Origin of the sequence: Flavobacterium lipolyticum, assembly GCF_020905335.1 — a bacterium.
Lineage (GTDB): Bacteria > Bacteroidota > Bacteroidia > Flavobacteriales > Flavobacteriaceae > Flavobacterium > Flavobacterium lipolyticum.
The window spans coordinates 3,650,365-3,673,216 of the sequence record NZ_JAJJMN010000001.1 but is presented as its reverse complement, the minus strand read 5'-3'; the positions used below and the strand labels follow the sequence as shown (position 1 = coordinate 3,673,216).

General features: G+C 36.0%; 21 protein-coding genes. 17 read left to right on the top strand and 4 right to left on the bottom strand.

Annotated elements, in window-relative coordinates; translation table 11 throughout:
* Nucleotides 1-8: 8 nt before the first annotated feature.
* Nucleotides 9-1,538 (bottom strand): glutamine-hydrolyzing GMP synthase, encoded by a 1,530-nt coding sequence (guaA, locus tag LNQ34_RS15695; RefSeq protein WP_230000400.1) that lies wholly within the window; start codon nucleotides 1,536-1,538, stop codon nucleotides 9-11.
* Between the two features lie 236 nt (nucleotides 1,539-1,774).
* Here guaA and LNQ34_RS15690 point away from each other — a divergent pair, with 236 nt between their 5' ends.
* Nucleotides 1,775-2,302, top strand: coding sequence for a hypothetical protein (locus LNQ34_RS15690; protein ID WP_202701885.1), 528 nt, complete (start codon nucleotides 1,775-1,777; stop codon nucleotides 2,300-2,302).
* Between the two features lie 782 nt (nucleotides 2,303-3,084).
* On the opposite strand, the gene LNQ34_RS15685 is transcribed toward LNQ34_RS15690, so the two are convergent.
* The gene (locus tag LNQ34_RS15685) at nucleotides 3,085-3,798 is read right to left on the bottom strand and encodes a hypothetical protein (protein WP_070906871.1); all 714 of its coding nucleotides are present in this window, start codon (nucleotides 3,796-3,798) and stop codon (nucleotides 3,085-3,087) included.
* A gap of 555 nt (nucleotides 3,799-4,353) precedes the next feature.
* Here LNQ34_RS15685 and LNQ34_RS15680 point away from each other — a divergent pair.
* From LNQ34_RS15680 to LNQ34_RS15610, 15 genes are all read left to right on the top strand, one after another.
* Nucleotides 4,354-5,277: a DnaJ C-terminal domain-containing protein gene (locus tag LNQ34_RS15680; protein ID WP_230000399.1), complete on the top strand. Its 924-nt coding sequence runs from the start codon at nucleotides 4,354-4,356 to the stop codon at nucleotides 5,275-5,277.
* Entirely contained in the window at nucleotides 5,267-5,572 is a 306-nt protein-coding gene (locus LNQ34_RS15675; RefSeq protein ID WP_230000398.1) for a chaperone modulator CbpM, read from the top strand. Before LNQ34_RS15680 ends, LNQ34_RS15675 begins: the two co-directional genes overlap by 11 nt.
* Before the next feature lie 162 nt (nucleotides 5,573-5,734).
* Nucleotides 5,735-6,118, top strand: coding sequence for a RidA family protein (locus LNQ34_RS15670; RefSeq protein WP_017497312.1), 384 nt, complete (start codon nucleotides 5,735-5,737; stop codon nucleotides 6,116-6,118).
* 122 nt (nucleotides 6,119-6,240) lie between these two features.
* A complete protein-coding gene (locus tag LNQ34_RS15665) occupies nucleotides 6,241-7,476 on the top strand; it encodes a chloride channel protein (protein WP_230000397.1) in 1,236 nt (411 codons plus the stop codon).
* 455 nt (nucleotides 7,477-7,931) lie between these two features.
* On the top strand, nucleotides 7,932-8,936 hold the full coding sequence (locus LNQ34_RS15660) for a DHH family phosphoesterase (protein WP_202701879.1): 1,005 nt from the start codon (nucleotides 7,932-7,934) through the stop codon (nucleotides 8,934-8,936).
* A gap of 7 nt (nucleotides 8,937-8,943) precedes the next feature.
* Nucleotides 8,944-9,585 carry a gliding motility-associated peptidyl-prolyl isomerase GldI gene (gene gldI / locus LNQ34_RS15655; RefSeq protein ID WP_230000396.1) on the top strand — a complete coding sequence of 214 codons (642 nt, stop codon included), beginning with the start codon at nucleotides 8,944-8,946 and terminating at the stop codon, nucleotides 9,583-9,585.
* A 16-nt stretch (nucleotides 9,586-9,601) separates the two neighbouring features.
* Nucleotides 9,602-10,678 carry a peptidylprolyl isomerase gene (locus tag LNQ34_RS15650; RefSeq protein ID WP_017497308.1) on the top strand — a complete coding sequence of 359 codons (1,077 nt, stop codon included), beginning with the start codon at nucleotides 9,602-9,604 and terminating at the stop codon, nucleotides 10,676-10,678.
* Between the two features lie 41 nt (nucleotides 10,679-10,719).
* A complete protein-coding gene (locus LNQ34_RS15645) occupies nucleotides 10,720-11,862 on the top strand; it encodes a peptidylprolyl isomerase (protein WP_230000395.1) in 1,143 nt (380 codons plus the stop codon).
* A gap of 211 nt (nucleotides 11,863-12,073) precedes the next feature.
* Nucleotides 12,074-12,973 carry an EamA family transporter gene (locus tag LNQ34_RS15640; RefSeq protein WP_230000394.1) on the top strand — a complete coding sequence of 300 codons (900 nt, stop codon included), beginning with the start codon at nucleotides 12,074-12,076 and terminating at the stop codon, nucleotides 12,971-12,973.
* 85 nt (nucleotides 12,974-13,058) lie between these two features.
* The gene (locus LNQ34_RS15635) at nucleotides 13,059-13,415 is read left to right on the top strand and encodes a DoxX family protein (protein WP_202701875.1); all 357 of its coding nucleotides are present in this window, start codon (nucleotides 13,059-13,061) and stop codon (nucleotides 13,413-13,415) included.
* Between the two features lie 29 nt (nucleotides 13,416-13,444).
* Nucleotides 13,445-14,152, top strand: a complete 708-nt coding sequence (aqpZ, locus tag LNQ34_RS15630) for an aquaporin Z (protein ID WP_070906880.1) — start codon at nucleotides 13,445-13,447, stop codon at nucleotides 14,150-14,152.
* Nucleotides 14,153-14,183: 31 nt separating this feature from the next.
* Nucleotides 14,184-14,426 (top strand): GlsB/YeaQ/YmgE family stress response membrane protein, encoded by a 243-nt coding sequence (locus LNQ34_RS15625; protein WP_230000393.1) that lies wholly within the window; start codon nucleotides 14,184-14,186, stop codon nucleotides 14,424-14,426.
* Nucleotides 14,427-14,571: 145 nt separating this feature from the next.
* The gene (locus LNQ34_RS15620) at nucleotides 14,572-15,399 is read left to right on the top strand and encodes a sterol desaturase family protein (RefSeq protein WP_230000392.1); all 828 of its coding nucleotides are present in this window, start codon (nucleotides 14,572-14,574) and stop codon (nucleotides 15,397-15,399) included.
* Between the two features lie 120 nt (nucleotides 15,400-15,519).
* The gene (locus LNQ34_RS15615) at nucleotides 15,520-15,798 is read left to right on the top strand and encodes a DUF2805 domain-containing protein (protein WP_017497301.1); all 279 of its coding nucleotides are present in this window, start codon (nucleotides 15,520-15,522) and stop codon (nucleotides 15,796-15,798) included.
* 100 nt (nucleotides 15,799-15,898) lie between these two features.
* Nucleotides 15,899-17,758 (top strand): M61 family metallopeptidase, encoded by a 1,860-nt coding sequence (locus LNQ34_RS15610; protein WP_230000391.1) that lies wholly within the window; start codon nucleotides 15,899-15,901, stop codon nucleotides 17,756-17,758.
* Between the two features lie 139 nt (nucleotides 17,759-17,897).
* On the opposite strand, the gene LNQ34_RS15605 is transcribed toward LNQ34_RS15610, so the two are convergent.
* Together LNQ34_RS15605 and LNQ34_RS15600 are read right to left on the bottom strand one after the other, a co-directional pair.
* Nucleotides 17,898-18,344, bottom strand: a complete 447-nt coding sequence (locus LNQ34_RS15605) for a hypothetical protein (protein ID WP_202701872.1) — start codon at nucleotides 18,342-18,344, stop codon at nucleotides 17,898-17,900.
* Nucleotides 18,345-18,546: 202 nt separating this feature from the next.
* On the bottom strand, nucleotides 18,547-20,871 hold the full coding sequence (locus tag LNQ34_RS15600) for a GH92 family glycosyl hydrolase (protein WP_230000390.1): 2,325 nt from the start codon (nucleotides 20,869-20,871) through the stop codon (nucleotides 18,547-18,549).
* A gap of 178 nt (nucleotides 20,872-21,049) precedes the next feature.
* On the opposite strand from LNQ34_RS15600, the gene LNQ34_RS15595 reads away from it, so the two are divergent.
* Nucleotides 21,050-21,673 carry a M949_RS01915 family surface polysaccharide biosynthesis protein gene (locus LNQ34_RS15595; protein ID WP_230000389.1) on the top strand — a complete coding sequence of 208 codons (624 nt, stop codon included), beginning with the start codon at nucleotides 21,050-21,052 and terminating at the stop codon, nucleotides 21,671-21,673.
* Nucleotides 21,674-22,852: the final 1,179 nt, after the last annotated feature.

Here is a 22,852-nt window from a genome sequence, read left to right as displayed (position 1 = left end):
AAATAGTACTATTCCCACTCAATTGTTGCTGGTGGTTTTGAGCTGATATCGTAAACCACACGATTCACGCCTTTTACTTTATTGATAATATCGTTAGACACTTTCATTAAGAAATCATACGGTAAATGAACCCAGTCTGCCGTCATACCATCTGTTGATTCTACAGCTCTAAGCGCTACTACTTTTTCGTAAGTACGCTCATCGCCCATTACACCAACACTGTTTACCGGAAGCAAGATTGCTCCTGCCTGCCAAACTTTATCATACAATCCCCAAGATTTTAATCCGTCAATAAAAACGGCATCCACATCTTGTAAAATCTGAACTTTTTCCGGAGTAATGTCTCCTAAAATTCTAATTGATAATCCTGGTCCCGGGAAAGGGTGTCTTCCTAATAACTCAGGATCTATTCCTAAAGTAGCTCCTACTCTTCGAACTTCGTCTTTGAACAGCATTCGAAGCGGCTCTACAATCTGTAATTTCATATAATCCGGCAATCCACCTACGTTATGGTGCGACTTGATCGTTGCCGATGGTCCTTTTACCGAAACTGACTCAATTACATCAGGATAAATAGTTCCCTGTGCCAGCCATTTTACATCTTCGATTAGGTGTGATTCATCATCAAAAACTTCGATAAATACACGGCCAATTGTTTTACGTTTGGTTTCAGGATCACTGATTCCTGCTAATTCTGACAGAAAACGATCGCCTGCATCTACTCCTTTTACGTTCAATCCCATTCCTTTGTATTGATCCAATACATTTTCGAATTCGTTTTTACGCAAAAGTCCATTATTAACAAAAACGCAATATAAATTTTGTCCAATTGCTTTGTTTAATAGCACTGCAGCAACAGTAGAATCTACTCCTCCTGACAATCCTAAAACCACTTTATCATTTCCTAATTTCTCTTTTAACTCCGCTACCATTTCTTCTACGAAAGCTCCTGGTGTAAAGTTTTGAGGAACATCAGCGATATCTACTAAAAAGTTTTTCAGCATTTTTGATCCGTCAGTAGAGTGAAAAACTTCAGGATGGTACTGAATAGCATAAGTAGTTTCACCTTCAATTTTATAAGCAGCAAATTCTACATCATGTGTGCTTGCTAATTTTACAGCATTAGTTGGTAAAGCTTTGATACTATCACTATGGCTCATCCAAACCTGGCTGTTTTCAGAAACTCCGTTGAAGAAAACTTCATTCTCTTTAATATAAGACAAATTAGCTCTTCCATATTCTCTGGTGTTCGAAGCTGCTACTTCACCTCCACTAAAATGAGCTAAGTATTGTGCTCCGTAACAAACCGCTAACATTGGAAGCTTGCCTCGAATTTGAGATAAATCAGGATGTGGAGCATCTTCTGCACGAACAGAAAAAGGACTTCCTCCTAAAATTACGGCTTTATAAGGTGATAAATCACTAGGAAAGTGATTGTAAGGGAAAATTTCGCAGAATATATTTAATTCGCGAACTCTACGCGCAATAAGCTGAGTATATTGCGATCCGAAATCTAAAATAAGTACGTTGTGTTGCATGCGCAAAAGTACTTTTTATATTCGAATTTGAAAAATGGAATTTTGATTTTTTTTCTTTAAAGGTTCTAAGGGGCTGAGTTACTAAGATTCTAAGGCGAATTTTTACTATAAAAATAAAAACTCAACATCTTTACAGCTTAGTACCTCAGAACCTTAGTAACTTAGTATCTTCGCAAAAAAAATCCAAAAACCAATTTATTTCGTACGTAACGAAAAACCCAAATTAAAATTTAACTATGAAATCAAAATTAATTGCCCTTTCTCTCTTTTTGTCTCTGTTTTTAAGCTCTTGTGATGCTGTCGATAATTTATTGACTTTTACGATTTCAAACGAAACTTCTATTCAGATAAAGAGTACTTCTCCTATCAATTTGCCTTCGGAAATTATCACTCCCGATGTCACTACAAATTCTTCTGCCGAGTTTGAGAACAACAAAACCAAAGCCAGTTTAGTAAAAGATGTTAAACTGAAATCCCTTAAACTAATGATCACAAATCCAACCGATAAAACCTTTACGTTTTTAAAATCGGTTCATTTGTATATCTCTACGACAGATTCTGATGAAATCGAACTTGCGTATCAGGATAACATCAATTCCTCTGCCAACAGCATCGATTTGATTTGTACCGATGCAAGACTGGACCAGTACATTAAAGCAGATAAATACAAAATTAGAACAAAAGTTACTTTGAAAGAAACACTTACTAAAGATGTAACCGTAAAAGCAGAAATGAAGTTTAGAGTGACTGCGGATCCGTTCTAGGAAAGGTTCTGAGATACTGAGATACTGAGATACTGAGATACTGAGATAATGAGATAATGAGATAATGAGATAATGAGATAATGAGATAATGAGATAATGAGATACTGAGATAATGAGATAATGAGATAATGAGATAATGAGATAATGAGATAATGAGATAATGAGATACTGAGATACTGAGATAATGAGATAATGAGATAATGAGATAATGAGATAATGAGATACTAAGGTTCTATGTTTTTTTTCGAAAGACTTAGAGCCTTTGTTTTTTTGATCTCCTAACACCTCAAAAAAACTGTTACATGGTTACCCGATAATCAAGTAGTTATCACTTTTTAGAAAACTTAGAACCTTAACATCTCAGCCCCTTAGTATCTTAAAAAAATCACTCTTTCGTCACAACAATCGAAGCCTTAAATCCAGCGGCAAGGTTATCCCAATGATCACGTAGTCATCATATATTAAAAAACTTAGAACCTTAGCATCTCAGCCCCTTAGTACCTTAAAAAAAACTATTGCAAGGTTATCCCAATGATCACTAATTATCATTTTTTGAAAAACTTAGAACCTTAGCATCTCAGCCCCTTAGTATCTTAAAAAACTGTTGTAAGGTTACCCCAATATTCATGTAATTATAATGTATTAAAAAACTTAGAACCTTAGCATCTCAGCCCCTTAGCACCTTAAAAAACTGTTGTAAGGTTACCCCGATAATCACGTAGTTATCATTTACTAAAAAACTTAGAACCTTAGCATCTCAGCCCCTTAGCACCTTAAAAAAATCACTCTTTCGTCACAACAATCGAAGCCTTAAATCCAGCGGCAAGGTTATCCCAGTAATCATTGGTTACTAATTGTCCTTTATCATCATAGACTTGGATTTCTGCAGTGTTTCCGCCCAATGTACCGATATTTAAAGCTTCAAAATCTAATTTATTAAACCCTGCTGCGAGGTTTATTTTTACTTCTTTAAAATTGGACCCCAGTAGTATCTGACTGGCGATTACGGCATCATTTGATGAAACTTTGACCAAATCGCCATCAATGGCTCCAAAATCTCTTAATTTTATGATGAAATATTGCGATTTTGTTCTAAAATCTCCCAAAGAGATATTTCTTTTTATCAACGTTCCGCGTCCTTCTTTCAAACCGGCATCTCTTAAAGCTTTGTCTAAATCTTTCTCCATTTTGGGCACGTAACGATCTCCCGGATTGGCAAAATCAGTTTCGGTAGACATGGTGAACTTACTTTTCTCTGCCCCAATCTGAAATTGAGATTTTGGAGTAATACTGGTATTGTCAAAAACATTAGGCGTTTTAATTCCTGGCATGTCCAGATTTTCACCCTGAGGATCTTTTATTTCCGGAATTGGAGTCTTTTTGGGTTTTGCTCCAAATTTAGGTGCCGCAATAGGCTTGAATTTAGTTCCAAATTCCTTTTGTGCCGATACGGTAACAGCAGTAAAAAATAATATGAAGAATAAAATGTGTTTCATTGAAAAAGTATTATCGAATCGGCTTTTATATTTGCTTTAAAATCAGGATCTGGAATCACAAAAATAACATAATATAGTTAAGCACTACAACTTTAAGACTTTTATAACACTATATTATGCCTTTTTTTGGAATCAAAAAACCTGCCAAAAACTGCAAATCTGATGAGATTAATTTCAATTTCAAAACTTCAAATTCCAAATCAATCGGGGGCTTCTGAAACTATGTAAATGTTATTTTTTTAATATTCGAAAAACATCGTTTTGATAATTAGCAACTTATTCCTAACTTCAATCTTTTTAAAAGCAGCACTAAAGATCACCTTCTGCAAAAAAAATCAACACATAAAAACATATTTTTTTATGCGCAGGAAAAAAATATCTGAGAGAAATCTATTTCCTTCCCATAGGGCTCTGCGTTTTATTTAAAATGGAACGTCTTTTTTTCAGAGAGAAAATCTATGTCTCTATGTGTTAAAAACAATGACACTTATAAAACATACTCTTATCTCTTTATAAATACCTGATAAAATAGCTAATTTATTAAATTTTCAATCCATGGATTATATTGATTATTACAAAGTATTAGAAATCACAAAGTCTGCAACTGAAGCTGAAATCAAAAAGGCATATCGAAAACTGGCACGAAAATACCATCCTGATTTAAACCCCAACGACAAGGAAGCGGAAAGAAAATTCAAAGAAATAAATGAGGCCAACGAAGTCTTAAGCCATCCCGAGAATCGTAAAAAATACGACAAATACGGGAAAGACTGGAAACATGCCGATGAATTTGAAAAAGCAGGTTACGCTCCTAACCAACAGCAATATTCCCGACAACAACAAGGCAATCAAGGCTACACTGATTTTGGTGGCGAAAACTTTTCCGAAAGTGATTTCTCTGATTTCTTCAATTCTATGTACGGTTCTTCAGGAAGAAGTTCCAGAGGTCAGGCAAAATACAGAGGTCAGGATTTTAATGCCGAATTACAGTTAGATTTAGCATCCGCTTACACGACTCACAAACAGAACCTAAGTGTTAACGGAAAAAATATCCGAATCACCATTCCGGCCGGAGTCGAAAACGGACAGATTATCAAAATTCCAAATCATGGTGCACCCGGTGCAAATGGTGGTCCAAATGGCGATTTATACATCACTTTCTTAATTGATAATGATTCCGATTTTAAGCGGGAAGGCCATAATTTATATGCCGATGTTGAACTGGATTTATACACCGCTATTTTAGGAGGAGAAATTTTTGTAAAGACTTTTGACGGAAAAGTAAAAATAAAAGTCCCAGCCGAAACTCAGCCCGGAACTAAAGTAAAATTAAAAGGCAAAGGCTTTCCGGTATACAAAAAAGAGAATCAGTTTGGTGATTTATACATTACCTACACTATAAAAATTCCAACCCAACTGTCTGCAAAAGAAAAAGAATTATTTGAAGAACTAGCTAAACTAAGAAATCATGAGCAGTAAAAACTTAATCCATATCAAACAATTTTGTGTGTATCACGAAATTGAGAACACCTTTATAACGGAGTTGCATAATTACGGTTTAGTCAAAATTATACTACTTGAAGAGGACGAATATTTCCAACCGGAACAATTGCCAACTGTTGAAAAAATGATACGCCTACATTATGATTTGAAAATTAATCTCGAAGGCTTGGATGTCATTGCAAATCTATTAGGCAAAATAGAAGAGCTTCAGCAAAACCTTACTGCTACCCAAAATAAACTTCGTCTTTACGAACAGCATCAAATCGAGTAACGAACAATTTGACGCTTTAAAATATCACAAAAAAGAAGGAATTCCGAAATGATTTCAATTCAATCGTACTCTTTTTCATTGCATATTTTATAAATTGCGACTCTATTAACCAATCCGAATTTACCTTAAAAACAAAGAAGTAAATTCAATAAACCAAAAGAAATGAAAAGAGAAAACATCTTAACAGGATCTCCTTGGGAAGACAAAATGGGATATTGCCGTGCTGTAAGAATTGGCAACATCATTGAAGTTTCAGGAACTGTAGCTATTGTTGATGGTGAGAAAGTAAAAGCTAATGATGCTTATGCTCAAACTTACAACATCCTGGAACGTGTTGAAAAAGTTTTAGAAGACTTAAATGTTGGAATGAAAGATGTGATCAGAACGCGAATTTTCACTACTGATATTTCGACTTTCGAAGAGGTAGCAAGAGCGCATTCCTCCTTTTTTAAAGATGTAAAACCAACAACAGGGTTCTATGAAATCAGTAAACTGGTTGCTCCTGAATATCTAGTTGAAATTGAATTTACAGCTGTTGTACAATAATTTTTTAGTCCCGAATTCACGATTTTTATTTAGCCACAGATTAAGGATTAAAAAAGATTATTTTTGTCTCAATTAAAATTCGTTTTATTCTTGAATTCGTGGCTAAAAAACTTAGTTTATTAATGGCTTTTCAAAACCTAAAAAAAACACTGCTTACTATTTTCAAATGGATTCTCATTTGTGTTCTAATAGGTGTTTTGTCCGGATCTGCTTCTGCACTTTTCTTAGTTTCACTTGAATGGGTTACGCAATTTAGAATTCAGCACGACTGGCTAATCTGGCTTTTACCTCTTGGCGGATTACTTGTTGGATTTAGTTATCATTATTGGGGAGAATCTGTTGTAAAAGGCAATAATTTATTACTCGAAGAATACGAAACCCCAAAAAAAGTCATTCCTTTTAAAATGGCTCCTCTCGTGCTTTTAGGAACCTTACTGACCCATTTCTTTGGAGGCTCTGCAGGACGTGAAGGCACAGCAGTACAAATGGGCGGTGCTATCGCCGATCAATTTACTAAACTTTTCAATTTGGATAATACCGAACGCAGAGTTCTGATTATCCTCGGAATCAGTGCCGGTTTTGCTTCTGTTTTTGGGACTCCGCTTGCAGGTGCCATTTTTGCCTTGGAAGTTCTGTATTTTAGTAAAATTAATATCAAAAGCACTCTTCTGTCTCTTTTAGTTGCATATGCTGCTTATTTCACCGTTGAATTCTGGCAGGTAAAACATACCCATTACAACATTCCGGTTGTTCCTGAAATTAGTCTAACCACTTTATCTTATGTGATTTTAATCGGTCTCTTATCCGGTTTTGCAGCTCTGCTTTTCTCGAGAAGCACCCATTTCTGGGGTTCTCTTTTCTCCAAAAACATCAAATATCCACCCTTACGTCCTTTTATTGGCGGAATTGTTTTGTCTATTGTCCTTGCAGGTTTCGGACTCACAAAATTCTCCGGACTGGGAGTTCCGGTAATTGTCGATTCTTTTACAAATGCTAATCCGTGGTACGATTTCCTGCTTAAAATTCTATTCACCGGATTTACTCTCGGTGCAGGATTTAAAGGTGGCGAAGTAACTCCATTGTTCTTTGTAGGGGCTACTTTAGGGAGTGCTTTGTCTCTGGTGATTCCATTACCCATTGCTTTTTTAGCGGGTTTGGGATTTGTAGCAGTGTTTTCAGGAGCCACACACACTCCTATTGCCTGTACCATCATGGGAATGGAACTTTTTGGAATTCAGCCCGGATTATTCATCGCGATTGCCTGCCTTATAGCGTATTTCTCCTCCGGTTCTGTCGGAATTTACAAATCACAAATTGTAAAAGGAGCTAAGTATAAGTTGTATCAGAAGTGGCTTTGATTTAGTTTTCAGTACTCAGTGACAGTTTTCAGTCTCAGTATTCAGTCTCAGTGTTCAGTCTCAGTGTTCAGTCTCAGTGTTCAGTCTCAGTGTTCAGTCTCAGTGTTCAGTCTCAGTGTTCAGTCTCAGTATTCAGTCTCAGTATTCAGTCTCAGTATTCAGTCTCAGTATTCAGTCTCAGTATTCAGTCTCAGTATTCAGTCACAGTGTTCAGTCTCAGTGTTCAGTCTCAGTGTTCGATTTTCAAAACAGTTATTTTCCATAGGGAATCGATAGATTTTTGCATATCGAAAACTGTGATTGCGTCTTTGTATGACAATCTACAAACTGAGACTCGCACTGAAAACTACGACCAAGACCCAATGCTGAGACTGAACACTGAACACTGCGACTGAAAATTGAATACCAAATAAAATCATTTCACATTACATTAAAAAAATGTAAATTCGCACACTATGAAAATACAAGACATTCAAGCGATACAGTTATTACTCGCAACCCCAAAGAAAATTGCCATCATTCCTCATAGAGGACCTGACGGTGATGCTATGGGTTCAACCTTAGGGTTATACCATTTTTTGTTAAAAAACAATCATCAGCCAACAGTAATTGCTCCTAATGATTTTCCTAACTTTTTAGCCTGGCTTCCAGGTTCTGAAACGGTTAAAATATTTGAAAAAGATACTGAAAACTGTACCAAAATATTAGAAGAAGCTGAGCTTATTTTTACACTGGATTTTAATGCTTTTCATCGTACAGGTGAGATGGAACATACACTTGTGAAGCTAACCGCTCCGTTTATTATGATTGACCATCATCAAAAACCGGATGATTATGCACTTTATACGTACTCTGACACTTCGTTTGGATCTACCTGTGAAATGGTCTATAATTTTATTTCTTTCTTAGGCAAAAAAGAAGATTTAGACAAAACCATCGCCACTTGTATCTACACAGGAATATTAACAGATTCCGGTTCGTTCCGCTTTCCGGGAACAACAGGAAATACACACCGTATCATTGCTGAACTAATCGATTTAGGTGTCGAAAATACTCAGATACCCGTTTTGTTGTTTGACAACAGTTCTTACAGCCGTTTGCAATTGTTAGGACGTGCGTTACAAAACATGAAAGTTCTGGAAGAACACAAAACCTCTTATACTTCGCTTACTCAGGACGAACTGGACGCATTCCATTATGTAAAAGGCGACACAGAAGGTATTGTTAATTACGGATTAAGTATAAAAGGTATTGTTTTTACTGCTATTTTTATCGAAAATAAAGACGAAAAAATCATTAAAATCTCTTTCCGTTCACAAGGAGGATTTGATGTAAACCAGTTTGCAAGAGATCATTTTAATGGCGGCGGACACAGTAATGCAGCGGGAGGAAAATCAGAGACTTCAATGGAAGAAACTTTGAAAAAATTTGAAGATTTAGTAAACAAACTAGAAATATAACCCAAATATGAACTACTTAAAACGAAGCAGTTGCGCCCTACTTTTTGCTGTTTTATTGGTTAGCTGTAAACAACATGAAGATGCCAGAAGACCTATTTCTCAGGCCTCCGGTACTTTTATGAAAAAATCAGCCGATCGAAATAAAAAATTAGTAGCCAATGAAGAGGATGTTATCAAAAAAATAATCAAAAGCAATCCGAAAACAAAATACTATGCCACCCGAAAAGGATACTGGCTGTATTATGACGAACGAAATGAAACTGATCTTCAGACTCCTAAAAAAGGAGATATCGCTTATTTTAATCTGGAAATAAAAGATATCAATGGCAAAATAATCTATTCTGAAGCCGATCTGGGTCCACAAACCTATTATGTAGACAAGCAAGACATTATGATGGGATTGCGTGACGGTATAAAAATGATGCATAAAAACGAAACCGTGACTTTCTTATTCCCTTCGCATATCGCCTACGGATATCATGGAGACAATAAAAAAATAGGACCCAATCAATCCTTAATGTGTACTGTTACACTTCGTAACTTTGTACCGGATCCAGCTGCTAATCCAACAACTACAGCTGCACAAACCCCTAAAACAACAGCTCCTAAAACTGTAACCCAAGCTAAAAAAGATACCTTAAACCCATAAAAACAACCTTTTAAAAATGAAAAAAAGTATTCTACTAGTATTACTTGCCGTTAGTTCATTATTCTCTTGTAAAGACGAACACAGCAACCTGCCTGATGGTTTATATGCGGATATTGAAACCAATAAAGGACACATTATTGTTGAATTGGATTACAAAAAAGCACCTGTTACAGTAGCTAATTTTGTAACTTTAGCCGAAGGTAAAAGCGAGTTTGTTACTAAAGATTACCTAAAAGGAAAACCTTTTTACGACGGATTGAAATTTCACAGAGTTATTGAAAATTTTATGATTCAGACCGGAGATCCTGAAGGAACTGGTTCTGGTGATGCAGGATACCGATTTAAAGATGAGATCACCGATTTAAAATTTGACAAAGCTGGTGTTTTAGCAATGGCGAACAATGGTCCGGCTACAAACAGCAGTCAGTTCTTCATCACACATGTTGAGACTCCATGGTTAGACGGGAAACACACTATTTTTGGTCATGTGGTTGAAAAAGGACAGGAAGTGGTAAATCAGATCAAACAAGACGACAAAATTGTTTCGGTAAAAATTATCAGAAACGGTGAAGCTGCCAAAAAGTTTGATGCCATAAAAGTATTTCACGATTATTTCTCTGAAATTGCTAAGGAAAAAGGGAAATACGCTGGTGTACAAAAAGAAAAAGTAGCGTATTTAGCCTCTATTAAACCTAAAGCGACCAAAACCAATTCAGGGCTAGAATTTGTAATCACTGAAAAAGGAACAGGTAAAAAACCGGCTACAGGAGCTCAGTTGTACATCAATTATTCAGGCTTTTTAGAAGACGGTACTTTATTTGATTCAAGCGTAGAAGAAGTTAATAAAGCTTTCGGAAAATTTGATGCTGCAAGAGCCGAAGCACACGGATACCAGCCAATTCCTTTCCAGGCAGGCCGTAAAGACGGAATGATTCCCGGTTTTATTGAAGGAATTGAGCAACTTTCTTTTGGAGACAAAGCAGTACTTTTTATTCCTGCACATCTGGCTTACGGAGCAACCGGTGCCGGCGGAGTAATTCCTCCAAATGCTAATATTATTTTCGAAATTCAATTATTAGAAAAACCTCAATAATTCATTTTTAAAAAACATTATAGACTTAAATTCGGAACATCATGAAGTTTAAATTTCTATTTTTATTTTGCCTGGCAGTTGTAAATATTCAGGCTCAGGCTACCAAAAAACCAGTAGCCAAACCAAAGCCAAAAACAGCAACTACAGCAGCAAAAACAGCCCCTAAAACCAATCCTGGCGAAGGCATTTTTGCCACAATAGCCACCACAAAAGGAGATATTGTAGTTTCTTTAGAATATGTAAAAACACCGGTAACTGTGGCTAACTTTATCTCGTTGGCAGAAGGCACGAACCCAAACGTTAAAGTGGAAAAACTTAAAGGTAAACCCTTTTACGACGGATTGAAATTTCACCGAGTAATCAATGATTTCATGATTCAGGGTGGAGATCCTGACGGAAATGGTACAGGAGGTCCCGGATATGCATTTAAAGACGAATTTGTACCAGAATTGAAATTTGAAAAGGGCGGAGTTTTAGCAATGGCGAATTCAGGTCCTGCTACAAACGGAAGTCAGTTTTTCATCACACATAAAGATACACCGTGGTTAAACGGTAAACATACTATTTTTGGGCATGTAGTTTCGGGAATGGACAATGTTAATAAAATTGTTCAGGACGATATTATGACTAAAATTACCATTACACGCAAAGGTGCTGCAGCCAAAAAATTTGATGCTGTAAAAGTACTTGCTGAAGATGCAAAAAAACAAGATGTAAAAAAAGCAGAATCTCAAAAAGTGATTACTGAAAAAGCAGCTTATTTTGCCGCTACAAAAGCGAAAGCTACTGCAACAGCTTCCGGTTTAAAATATGTCGTTACACAAAAAGGAACAGGCGTTAAAGGAGCTGACGGATCTAACATTTACTTTCACTATGCAGGATATTTTGAAGATGGAAATCTCTTTGACAGTAGTATCTCTACCGTAGCGAAAGCTTATGGTAAATACGATGCCAACCGTGATGCCCAAAAAGGATACAAAGCATTCCCTTTTGTTGTAGGTAAAAAAGACGGAATGATTCCTGGTTTTATTGAAGCTTTAGACATGATGACAGATGGAGAAAAAGCTATATTCTTCCTTCCTTCTAATCTAGCTTACGGAGAAAAAGGTGCCGGAGGTGTAATTCCGCCAAACGCCACTTTAATCTTTGAAATCGAAACTTATAAAGAGCAGCCAGTAAAGTAATTCAAAGTACCTTACCGGACTTAAAATCAACCACCACGATATATTTTGTGGTGGTTTTTTATTTTATACCATCCTGTCAAATCTTCAATTTTAAACCTCACGAAAAGAACGAAATAAACGCAATCACAACGTTTCTGAATATTTTCTATTAAATCCTAAACAAAATAGCTTACCTTTGCCGGCTTAAATTTTTTAAAATAAACAGATTAAGATGTCACAAAACAATGTATTAAAAGGAGTATTTTTAGTAGCCTTAGGAGCTACAACTTATGGAATGTTAGCCACTTTCGTAAAAATGGCCTACACAGAAGGATATACTACTGCCGAAGTAACTACCTCTCAATTTGTATTAGGAATCATTGGTATTTTACTAATCAATACGTTCCAAAAACTAAAACATAAAGACAATGTTGTGAAAGCAACTCCAAAAAACATATTCAGCTTAATGCTTGCCGGTACTTCATTAGGAATGACGAGTTTGTTTTATTATTTGGCTGTAAAATATATCCCTGTTTCAATTGGTATCGTTTTACTAATGCAAACAGTCTGGATAGGAGTTTTACTTGAAATGATCTTAGAAAAGAAATTACCTTCCAAACAAAAGGTCTTTTCGGTATTTATCGTTCTTATAGGTACTGTTTTAGCCACTAATATTCTACACAACGAAATCGAACTGGACTGGAGAGGACTTGTTTGGGGAATGTTAGCCGCTGCTTCTTTTACCACTACTATGTTTACAGCCAATCGCGTTGCGACCGAAATCTCGTCGGCACAACGTAGTTTGTACATGCTGTTTGGAGGTGCCATTATCGTATTTTCATTTGCCTTGGCGACACAGGTTACTCCTTTTAATCTTGCTATTTTTGCAAAATGGGGAATCGTATTGGCTTTATTCGGAACTATCATTCCTCCGATGTTAATGAATCTTGGATTTCCATTAACGGGAATTGGTCTTGGAAGTATTGTTTCTGCCCTTGAACTGCCAGTTTCGGTAACCATGGCCTACGTTTTATTAAATGAAGAAGTAATTCTTTCACAATGGATTGGAATTATTCTAATCATTTTAGCCATTGTTATTATGAATGTAAATTTCAAACGCAAGAACAGTTAATTTAGAAACACTCTAAAAAAAAGCCTCTTGTAGTGCAATAATTGTTAATTTTTTTATAAATTCGTGATAAACAATCCTATTTATCATGAATTTACCCTGGCATTTGTATTTAATGGCTTCGCTCTATATTATTGCCGGATTAAATCATTTCAGAAAACCGGGAATGTACTTAAAGATCATTCCTTCATTTTTTTCAAATCCTAAATTAATAAATATTTTAAGTGGTGTTGCCGAAGTTATCTTCGGCATACTCCTCCTGATTCCTGTTACCTCTCATTTTGGTGCATGGGGAATTATAGCTACTTTAATTGCTGTATTCCCTTCCAATCTTTATATGTATCAGAATAAAAAAGCAAGTTTTGGTTTACCCAAGTGGATTTTGTTTCTACGCTTGCCCATTCAGATTGTCTTGATTTTTTGGGCATACCAATATACTTTTTAACAATCAACTATTAATTAAAACTATTTATTATGAAAAAATTATTTGCAGAGTTTTTTGGAACTTTTTGGCTGGTTTTTGGAGGTTGCGGAAGCGCAATTTTCGCAGCCGGAATTCCCGACTTAGGAATCGGATTTGCAGGTGTTGCACTGGCTTTTGGTTTAACCGTACTTACAATGGCTTATGCCGTAGGACATATTTCAGGAGGCCACTTTAATCCGGCTGTTTCATTTGGTTTATGGGCAGGCGGCAGATTTCCTGCAAAAGACTTAATTCCTTACATAGTTGCACAATGCGTTGGTGCTCTTGCAGCCGCAGGAACTTTATTCACCATTGCATCAGGAAAAGCAGGTTTTGCCATTGATAATACCAAAGCGGGAGCTTTTGCTTCTAATGGTTTTGGAGCCTTCTCCCCTGACGGATATTCCTTGCAATCTGCTTTTATCGCTGAGTTTGTACTAACATTGTTTTTCTTATTAGTAATTTTAGGAGCTACAGATAAATTTGCCAACGGAAGATTTGCGGGTGTTGCAATTGGTTTTGCTCTAACCTTAATACACCTAATCAGTATTCCAATTACCAACACTTCTGTAAATCCCGCAAGATCATTATCTCAGGCCATTTTTGTTGGTGGAGAGCCGCTTTCTCAAGTCTGGCTGTTTTGGGCAGCTCCAATTTTGGGTGCTATTGTAGCAGGTTTCATATATAAAACCTTACTGCAAAATCACGCCGAAGCTTAATCAACTCTCTTTAACCTCAAAAAATTATCATATGGAATTTTTATATTTTTTACTTATTGGTGCCATATCAGGATGGCTTGCAGGTCAGATCTGGAAAGGTGCAGGTTTTGGATTATTGGGTAATATCGTCGTAGGAATTGTTGGCGGTATTATTGGCGGCTGGATTGCCGGTAAATTAGGTATCGGTGGTGGCGGACTTCTTTGGCAAATTATAATTGCTGTTGGAGGAGCCTGGATCTTACTGTTCATTATCAGCTTAATCAAGAAAGCATAAATCTTTGCTTATAACTATCATAAAAGAGAAAATCAAATATACTTCTATTCGGTTTTCTCTTTTCTTTTTTCGGAAGAACTTACATTTATTCGTATGCTTCAACAATCTGAATCCCCCTTATTTTGTATCACTCTAATACAACCTTATGAATGATATTATTGCCTATTTCAGTACAATTCCGTCTTCACACAGAAGCTTAATTCTGGTTGGAGGAATTACCTTTTTTTGGATGATCGAAAATACCTTTCCTCTTTTCCAGATGCACTATCGAAAATGGCAGCATGCCGGAATCAATTTTTTCCTGACTTTCACTACCATAATTGTCAATTTTGTTTTGGCTTTTATTTTAATTAAAACTGCAAACTGGACCGTTGAAAACCACTTTGGACTGCTGCAATGGTTACCTGCTTTACCACTTTGGCTTTACACCATCATCGGTTTGCTCTTGTTGGATTTAATTGGTGCGTATACTCCTCATTATGTACAGCACAGGTTCAAATTTTTATGGCGTTTTCATCTTGTACATCACACCGATACCTGGATTGACACTACATCTGCAAATCGGCATCACCCCGGCGAAAGCATCATCCGATTTATCTTTACAACCCTTGGGGTTTTAATCATCGGAAGCCCAATGTGGATGGTTTTTCTATACCAAACCTTGTCTGTTATTTCTACGCAGTTTACTCATGCCAATATATCATTGCCTCAAAAACTAGACACTTTACTGAGTTATTTTATCGTTTCTCCCAATATGCACAAAGTACATCATCATTACGTTCTGCCGTATACAGACAGTAATTATGGCAACATTTTTTCGGTTTGGGATCGTCTGTTTGGTACTTTCACCACTTTACCCAAAGACAAAATAATCTATGGCGTAGATACCCACATGGCTGTTGAAGAAAACAACAATTTGAAAAATCTATTAAAAATACCGTTTCAAAAATCGAGATCAGCAAAAAACAGTTAAAATCATTAAAAAAAACAGCATTCATCGAACCAACTAATTATTTTTTTTATTAATATTGATACTTAAATTGAAAATCAATCTATTAATCATTAACCTCTATTTTGAATTAATTTTCACGTGATGAAAAAGAGTAACCGCAAAGAATTGAATTGGGAACAAACTGAAAAAATTGTTTCGTTAGCCTTAGAAGAAAAAAATCCATTTGAAATCATAAAAAAGGAATTTGGATTGGCAGAAAAAGAAATTCTGGAAATCATGAAGAAGAAAATGCCCCTTGAGAAATTTGAGATGTGGAAAAAAAAGGCCATTGCAAATAAACCAAAACCAAAGCCAGTTAAAATAGATGATTTTGACGAAGATTTGGATGGCAAATATTATATAAAAAACAAACTAGATTAAGATAGAACTCCTGAAATCCAGGAGTTTTTTTTTTATTTTTAACCGAAATGTAACTTTTTTACCTTTTGCGAGTCAAATAGCAATAACCAAATATGAAGAAATGAAAAAAATACTTTACACCCTAGCTCTGGCAGTTACACTTTGGAGCTGTAAAACCGGGAGTTCCTCCAGTACCGCAAAAAACAATGTTGTAGACGTAAACATTAATCTTGTTGATGTAAAAGACGACAAAGTTCTGGTAACGGTAACCCCTCCGCAAATAAAAACTGACGAAGTAATTTACAGCATCCCAAAAACGGTTCCGGGAACTTATTCTACAGATAATTACGGTAAATTTTCAGGTGATTTTAAAGCCTTTGATGCCAAAGGAAATGAATTAACGGTAAAAAGAATTGATGACAACTCCTGGTCTATTTCAGATGCAAAAAAATTAAAAAAAGTAACCTATTGGGTAGGAGATACTTTTGATACTGAAAAAGGAACGGGATTTGGAAATGATGACGTATTTTCTCCTGCCGGAACAAATATCAATGCGGGCGTTAATTTCTTAGTTAACACACACGGTTTTGTAGGTTACTTTCAGGATAAACTAGAAATTCCGTATAAAGTTACAGTAACACATCCTGAAACACTTTGGGGAGCCACTTCAATGACAGACGAAGATGCAAGCAAAACAAGTGACGTTTTTACCACTTCCCGCTATGCTGTTTTAGTCGAAAATCCGATCATGTACTCTAAACCTGATTATACGACTTTCAACGTAAATGGAATGGATATTTTAATCGCCGTTTATTCTCCAACCGGAAAGTTTACAGCCGAAAGCATCACTCCTGAAATGAAGACGATGATGACAGCGCAGAAAAACTTTTTAGGCAAAGTAAATGCTAACAAAAAGTATACTGTTCTTTTGTATCTCTCAAGTATGGCTAAGGATGATGCCCACGGTTTTGGAGCATTGGAACATCCAACCGCTACAACAGTTGTTTTACCGGAATCTATGCCTAAAGAAAAACTGGTAGAATCAATGAAAGATGTAGTTTCGCATGAATTTTTTCACATCGTAACTCCGTTAACTATTCACTCTAAAGAAATTCAGTTTTTTGATTACAATGCCCCAAAAATGTCGGAGCATTTATGGATGTACGAAGGAGTAACAGAATATTTTGCTAACCTGTTCCAAATCAATCAGGGCCTAATTAACGAATCTGAATTTTACACCCGTATTGCTGATAAAATCGAACACGCAAAAGGCTTAAACGATACCATGTCATTTACCGTAATGAGTAAAAATGTACTGGATCAGCCATATAAAGATCAATACTTAAATGTATATCAAAAAGGAGCTTTAATTGGAATGTGTATTGACATCATCATCAGAGAAAAAAGCAATGGAGAAAGAGGAATTCTGGATTTAATGCACAAATTATCGAATGAATATGGTATTGAAAAACCATTTAACGACAACGAACTTTTTGCTAAAGTAACTGAATTGACTTATCCTGAGGTTGGTGAATTCTTAAACAAATATGTGGCAGGAACCACTCCTATTCCATATGACTTTTATTTAGCAAAAGTTGGCGTGGCCAAAGCTTCTGAAAAAGCTCCGGCACCAGTTTTCATTAAAGGTCAAGCACCTTATATTGGAGTTGACAAAGCTACCAAAGCCATCAATGTTCGTTCTAATATCGACTTGAATGTGTTTTTTACTAATTTAAATCTTAAAGGAGGCGATATCATTCTTACCGTAAACGATAAAGCATACAATTTCGACAACATTTATGATTTGATTGGTGAAAGTGATAACTGGAAGGAAAATGATCCAATTACGATAAAAATAAAACGTGCCGGTGTTGAGCAAACGATCAAAGGAACTGTAAAAATTCCGTTTGAAGAAAAAGAGACTTTTAAAGCAACAGACGCTTCCAAAGAAAAACTAAAAAATGCATGGTTGAAAGGATAGTTCTTTTCGACTCAAACACAAAAAAAACCGACAAGAGATTGTCGGTTTTTTTTATAATTATTATTTGATCTAACAGACTAAAACGGTAACATCGCTCAGTGTGACACCTGTTTGCCCTTTAGGTTATAAATCTTTTTAATTACTTCTTCTTTACTGGAAATTTCCAGTCAAATTCGTCTTTATCGTTAATGATCGCACCGACTTCAAACTTCACTACTTCGTCAAATTCTGTTTGAAGGATGAACCAGTTGTCTTCATTAAAGTAATTCTCGAAAGTATCAAAAGTTTCCTGATTGTATTTTGTAATTCCTTTTGTTGCTAAATCTTTCTTTACATCAGCAATTTTTCTTCCGATTAATTTGAATCCAAAAACTTCCAAATCGCTGCTTGAAGCTACTAAATAACCTAATTTCAAGTCTTCTTCCTGATAAAACGTCAATCTGATCTTTTGTGCATTGTATACAAAAATCACATTGTCATCTTCATCTTTATAATTTTTATCAGGCTTTCCTAAAGCAGCTGTAACATCGTTCTGCTTCATTCCGAAAAGCAATTTTTCAATTCCTGATTTTAGATTTATCTTCATGTTTACTTTTATTTAAAGTGCAAATTTCGGGAAGTTTTTTGTTGTTTCGCTATTAATTACACAAATTTTCTCAAATTTAAACCTTACACTTTTTTAAGTTCTTTTTTTTGGACGTCAGGCTGCGACTTCGCTCAGCCAGACGATGTTGGCTTCGACTTCGCTCAGCCAGACAATGTTAATCAATACAACTCATAACTAATAACTAATAACTCTTATTCGGTTTAGCGCTCATATAAAATGTGATCTTGCCTCCGTTTACCACATCAGCATGTTTCAGAAAAGGCTTATCTAATTGTTTTCCATTCAAAATTACCTTGCTCACAAACACATTTTTATCGGATTGATTGATGGTTTCTACTTCGAATTTCTTTCCGCTTTCCAAATTAAAAGTAGCCTTTTTCACTAACGGGCTTCCTAATGCATATTCGTCAGAACCCGGTGCTACAGGGTAAAAACCTAAACTGCTAAAAATATACCAGGCACTCATTTGTCCAAAATCATCATTTCCTCCTAAACCGTCAGCTCCGTTTCGGTACATTTTTTTCAGGATCATTCTAATTTTGTCCTGAGCTTTCCACGGTGAATTGGTCCAGTTGTATAAATAAACGACATGGTGTGAAGGTTCGTTTCCATGAACATAATTCCCAATGATTCCATCTCTGGTGATGTCTTCCGTGTTTTCAAAATATTTATCCGGCAAATGCATGTTGAATAAGGAATCCAATCGAACTTTAAATTTTTCATTTCCTCCCATCATTTGAATCATATCAGCAGGATCCTGCGGAACATACAAACTGTAGTTCCAAGAATTTCCTTCAATGAACCCCTGACCATGTGTATCTAACGGATCAAATTCTTTCTTGAAAGTTCCGTCGTTTAACTTCGGACGCATGAACCCCGTTTGCGCATCGTAAACGTTTTTATAATTTTTAGATCTTGAGATAAATTCATTATAGATTTCCGTTTTACCTAATTTCTTTGCAGCCTGTGCAATCGCCCAGTCATCATAAGCATATTCGAGTGTTTTTGAAACCGAAGCACCATTTTTATCTTCCGGAACATAACCTTTTGTCATATAATATTCCAATCCGTCATAATAAGACACTTTTGCTGTTTTCACACAAGCTTCAAGTGCTTTTTCAGGATCGAAATTGATATTGCCTTTTACAATGGCATCGGCAATTACAGAAACGGAATGATACCCGATCATGCACCAGTTTTCATTGGCATAATGCGACCAAATTGGCAGCATCTTGTGCACACTCTGATCGGAGTGCGCCAACATAGAACTGATCATATCCGAATTTCGGGAAGGCTGTACTATATTGAATAATGGATGCAAAGCGCGATAAGTATCCCATAAGGAGTAACTGGTATAATTTTTAAAGTTTTCGGCTTTATGTACGTTCATATCCAAACCTTTGTAGTTCCCGTCTAAATCGATGTATTCTGTAGGGCCTAAAAAGGCATGGTACATGGCAGTATAAAAATTCACTAAATCTTCTTTCTGAAGGGTTTCTACCTGAATTTTGTTCAACTCGTTATTCCAGACTTCCTGGCTTTGTTTTTTTACTTTTTCGAAATCCCAACCCGGAACTTCTTTTTTCATGTTCTCAACTGCCCCGGCAGAACTCACAGGAGACAGAGCCATTTTGATTTTAATTTTCTCTCCTTCTTCCGTGTCAAAATCAAAGAACAATTTTAAATTCTGACCCGCCATTTCAGGAAAGTTTTTGGTTTGATCAAATCTTCCCCAAAAGCCTCTGTACACACTTTTCTCCACTGGAGCCTGTCCGTAATTTTTAATAGGTTTACTAAAACTCATCGCAAAATATACGGTTCTGGTTCGTGCCCAGCCGTTGGTCTGACGATATCCGGTAATCAAAGTATCGTTTTCTACCCGAACAAAAGTCCATACATTCTTTTTATCGTAATTGTAAATTCCCGAAGTCAAATCTAAAATGATATGTGCATCCTCGGATTTTGGAAAGGTATATTGATGCATTCCTACGCGGGTTGTCGCCGTAAGTTCGGCTTTGATCTTATGATCTTCCAAAAGTACACTGTAGTAAGCGGGCTCTGCTTTTTCGGTAGTATGAGAAAATGCCGATCGATAACCGGACAATGGTTTTGAAGCAACACCGGGATTTAGCTGTAGCTTTCCGGTTGTAGGCATAATTAAAAAGTCGCCCAAATCAGAATGTCCAGTTCCGCTAAAATGCGTATGACTAAAACCTACAATCGTTTTATCTTCGTATTGATATCCGGCACAATACTTGTAAACCTCTCCATTGTATTTTCCATTTGTACTGTAGGCAATTGTATCGGTTTCAGGACTTAGCTGTACACTTCCAAACGGAACTGTTGCTCCCGGATAGGTATGGCCCATTTTGGCGGTACCAATCATAGGATCAACATACTGAATCAAATCTCGTTTCTCAATTGTTTTTTTCTGAGCATTAGCGGTATAACCGAATATTAAAAAGGATAATCCAAAAACAAAATTTTTACAATTTATTCTATTCATTAGTTTTCTTTTAATCATTACTTTTTACTTAAAAACAGCATTTGGCACTCTACTAAATCGATTTACCAATACTTTCAGATTCGAAAAATACAACAAAATATGCTTTTTAAAAAATATAAATTGATCTGATCTCAAAAGCTTTTAAATATCTTTGGTTCTATAAAACATCACACTATTTATGAAAAGCTCTATTTTATTCTGCATCTTTTTTTATACCACATTTGGTTTTGCACAAAAAACAGAAAGTCATAAACTCACCCAAAAAGAAATCGCTCAAAGAGAACTTGATGGTGTTTCGGAATTTCCAATCTACAAAGCAGTCGAGTGTTCTGATAAAAGCGGTGTGTATGAATTACTTCTCTGCGAAAATCAAAAAACGATTTCAAAAAAAGACACCTTAAACACGAAGATACAGGCCATTTATACGCTGAATGATCATGGCGGTTTTCTTGAAAAATGGAGGATTAATGATTTACTAGAAGACAGTGATCCTAAAGAAACTACTATCTCTTTTTGGACAAAATACTGCAGTACTACCGACCTTGATGGAGACGGGCTTATCGATCCGGTGATTGTTTACGGTACAAGAACGGAATACAACGAGATAAGGCGCGTTAAAATTATTACGATCTATCAAAACAAAAAATATGCAATTCGTGCCGTAGAATGCGATCTGGATTATTGCAGAAGTTTTAAAAAAGATTCAACCTGGAATTTACTTCCTCTAAAAACAAAAACCTATCTTAATTCATTAGTTGAAAGGTTAAGAAAGGAGCAGAATTTACTTTTGAAAGACGGATAATAAGTAGGAAGTTATGAGTTATGAATTATGGGTTATGAGTTGCGAGTTGTGTTTAAGAGTTCCGAAGGAACGACCTATTTACAGCAATGGATTTCGATCCGTTGAAAAAATCATACAACACGTTCAAGAGTTCCGAAGGAACGACATATTTATAGCAATGGTTTTCAATCCGTTGAAAAAATACACGACACGTTCAAGAGTTCCGAAGGAACGGCATATTTATAGCAATGGATTTCAATCCGTTGAAAAAATCATACGACACGTTCAAGAGTTCCGTAGGAACGACATATCTATAGCAACGGATTTCGATCCGTTGAAAAAATCATACGACACGTTCAAGAGTTCCGAAGGAACGACATATCTATAGCAATGGTTTTCAATCCGTTGAAAAAATCACACAACACGTTCAAGAGTTCCGAAGGAACGACATATTTATAGCAACGGATTTCGATCCGTTGAAAAAATCATACAACACGTTCAAGAGTTCCGAAGGAACAACATATTTATGGCAACGGATTTCGATACGTTGAAAAAATCATACAACACGTTCAAGAGTTCCGAAGGAACGACATATTTATAGCAATGGATTTCGATCCGTTGAAAAAATCACACAACACGTTCAAGAGTTCCGAAGGAACGGCATATTTATAGCAATGGATTTCAATCCGTTGAAAAAATCATACAACACGTTCAAGAGTTCCGAAGGAACGACATATTTATAGCAACGGATTTCGATCCGTTTAAAAAATCATACAACACGTTCAAGAGTTCCGTAGGAACAACATATTTATGGCAACGGATTTCAATCCGTTGAAAAAATCATACAACACGTTCAAGAGTTCCGAAGGAACGACATATTTATAGCAATGGATTTCGATCCGTTGAAAAAATCATACAACACGTTCAAGAGTTCCGAAGGAACAACATATTTATGGCAACGGATTTCAATCCGTTGAAAAAATCATACAACACGTTCAAGAGTTCCGAAGGAACGACATATTTATAGCAATGGTTTTCAATCCGTTGAAAAAATATACGACACGTTCAAGAGTTCCGAAGGAACGACATATCTATAGCAACGGATTTCGATCCGTTGAAAAAATCATACAACACGTTCAAGAGTCCCGTAGGAACAACATATTTATGGCAACGGATTTCAATCCGTTGAAAAAATCATAC

Coding starts and splice junctions, on each gene's coding strand:
- LNQ34_RS15615 (WP_017497301.1), top strand. CDS start 15,520: ATGAAAAAGAGTAACCGCAAAGAATTGAATTGGGAACAAACTGAAAAA.
- LNQ34_RS15600 (WP_230000390.1), bottom strand. CDS start 20,871: ATGAATAGAATAAATTGTAAAAATTTTGTTTTTGGATTATCCTTTTTA.
- LNQ34_RS15650 (WP_017497308.1), top strand. CDS start 9,602: ATGAAAAAAAGTATTCTACTAGTATTACTTGCCGTTAGTTCATTATTC.
- LNQ34_RS15675 (WP_230000398.1), top strand. CDS start 5,267: ATGAGCAGTAAAAACTTAATCCATATCAAACAATTTTGTGTGTATCAC.
- gldI (WP_230000396.1), top strand. CDS start 8,944: ATGAACTACTTAAAACGAAGCAGTTGCGCCCTACTTTTTGCTGTTTTA.
- LNQ34_RS15635 (WP_202701875.1), top strand. CDS start 13,059: ATGAATTTACCCTGGCATTTGTATTTAATGGCTTCGCTCTATATTATT.
- LNQ34_RS15610 (WP_230000391.1), top strand. CDS start 15,899: ATGAAAAAAATACTTTACACCCTAGCTCTGGCAGTTACACTTTGGAGC.
- guaA (WP_230000400.1), bottom strand. CDS start 1,538: ATGCAACACAACGTACTTATTTTAGATTTCGGATCGCAATATACTCAG.
- LNQ34_RS15625 (WP_230000393.1), top strand. CDS start 14,184: ATGGAATTTTTATATTTTTTACTTATTGGTGCCATATCAGGATGGCTT.
- LNQ34_RS15640 (WP_230000394.1), top strand. CDS start 12,074: ATGTCACAAAACAATGTATTAAAAGGAGTATTTTTAGTAGCCTTAGGA.
- LNQ34_RS15665 (WP_230000397.1), top strand. CDS start 6,241: ATGGCTTTTCAAAACCTAAAAAAAACACTGCTTACTATTTTCAAATGG.
- LNQ34_RS15620 (WP_230000392.1), top strand. CDS start 14,572: ATGAATGATATTATTGCCTATTTCAGTACAATTCCGTCTTCACACAGA.
- LNQ34_RS15660 (WP_202701879.1), top strand. CDS start 7,932: ATGAAAATACAAGACATTCAAGCGATACAGTTATTACTCGCAACCCCA.
- LNQ34_RS15670 (WP_017497312.1), top strand. CDS start 5,735: ATGAAAAGAGAAAACATCTTAACAGGATCTCCTTGGGAAGACAAAATG.
- LNQ34_RS15690 (WP_202701885.1), top strand. CDS start 1,775: ATGAAATCAAAATTAATTGCCCTTTCTCTCTTTTTGTCTCTGTTTTTA.
- LNQ34_RS15595 (WP_230000389.1), top strand. CDS start 21,050: ATGAAAAGCTCTATTTTATTCTGCATCTTTTTTTATACCACATTTGGT.
- LNQ34_RS15680 (WP_230000399.1), top strand. CDS start 4,354: ATGGATTATATTGATTATTACAAAGTATTAGAAATCACAAAGTCTGCA.
- aqpZ (WP_070906880.1), top strand. CDS start 13,445: ATGAAAAAATTATTTGCAGAGTTTTTTGGAACTTTTTGGCTGGTTTTT.
- LNQ34_RS15685 (WP_070906871.1), bottom strand. CDS start 3,798: ATGAAACACATTTTATTCTTCATATTATTTTTTACTGCTGTTACCGTA.
- LNQ34_RS15645 (WP_230000395.1), top strand. CDS start 10,720: ATGAAGTTTAAATTTCTATTTTTATTTTGCCTGGCAGTTGTAAATATT.
- LNQ34_RS15605 (WP_202701872.1), bottom strand. CDS start 18,344: ATGAAGATAAATCTAAAATCAGGAATTGAAAAATTGCTTTTCGGAATG.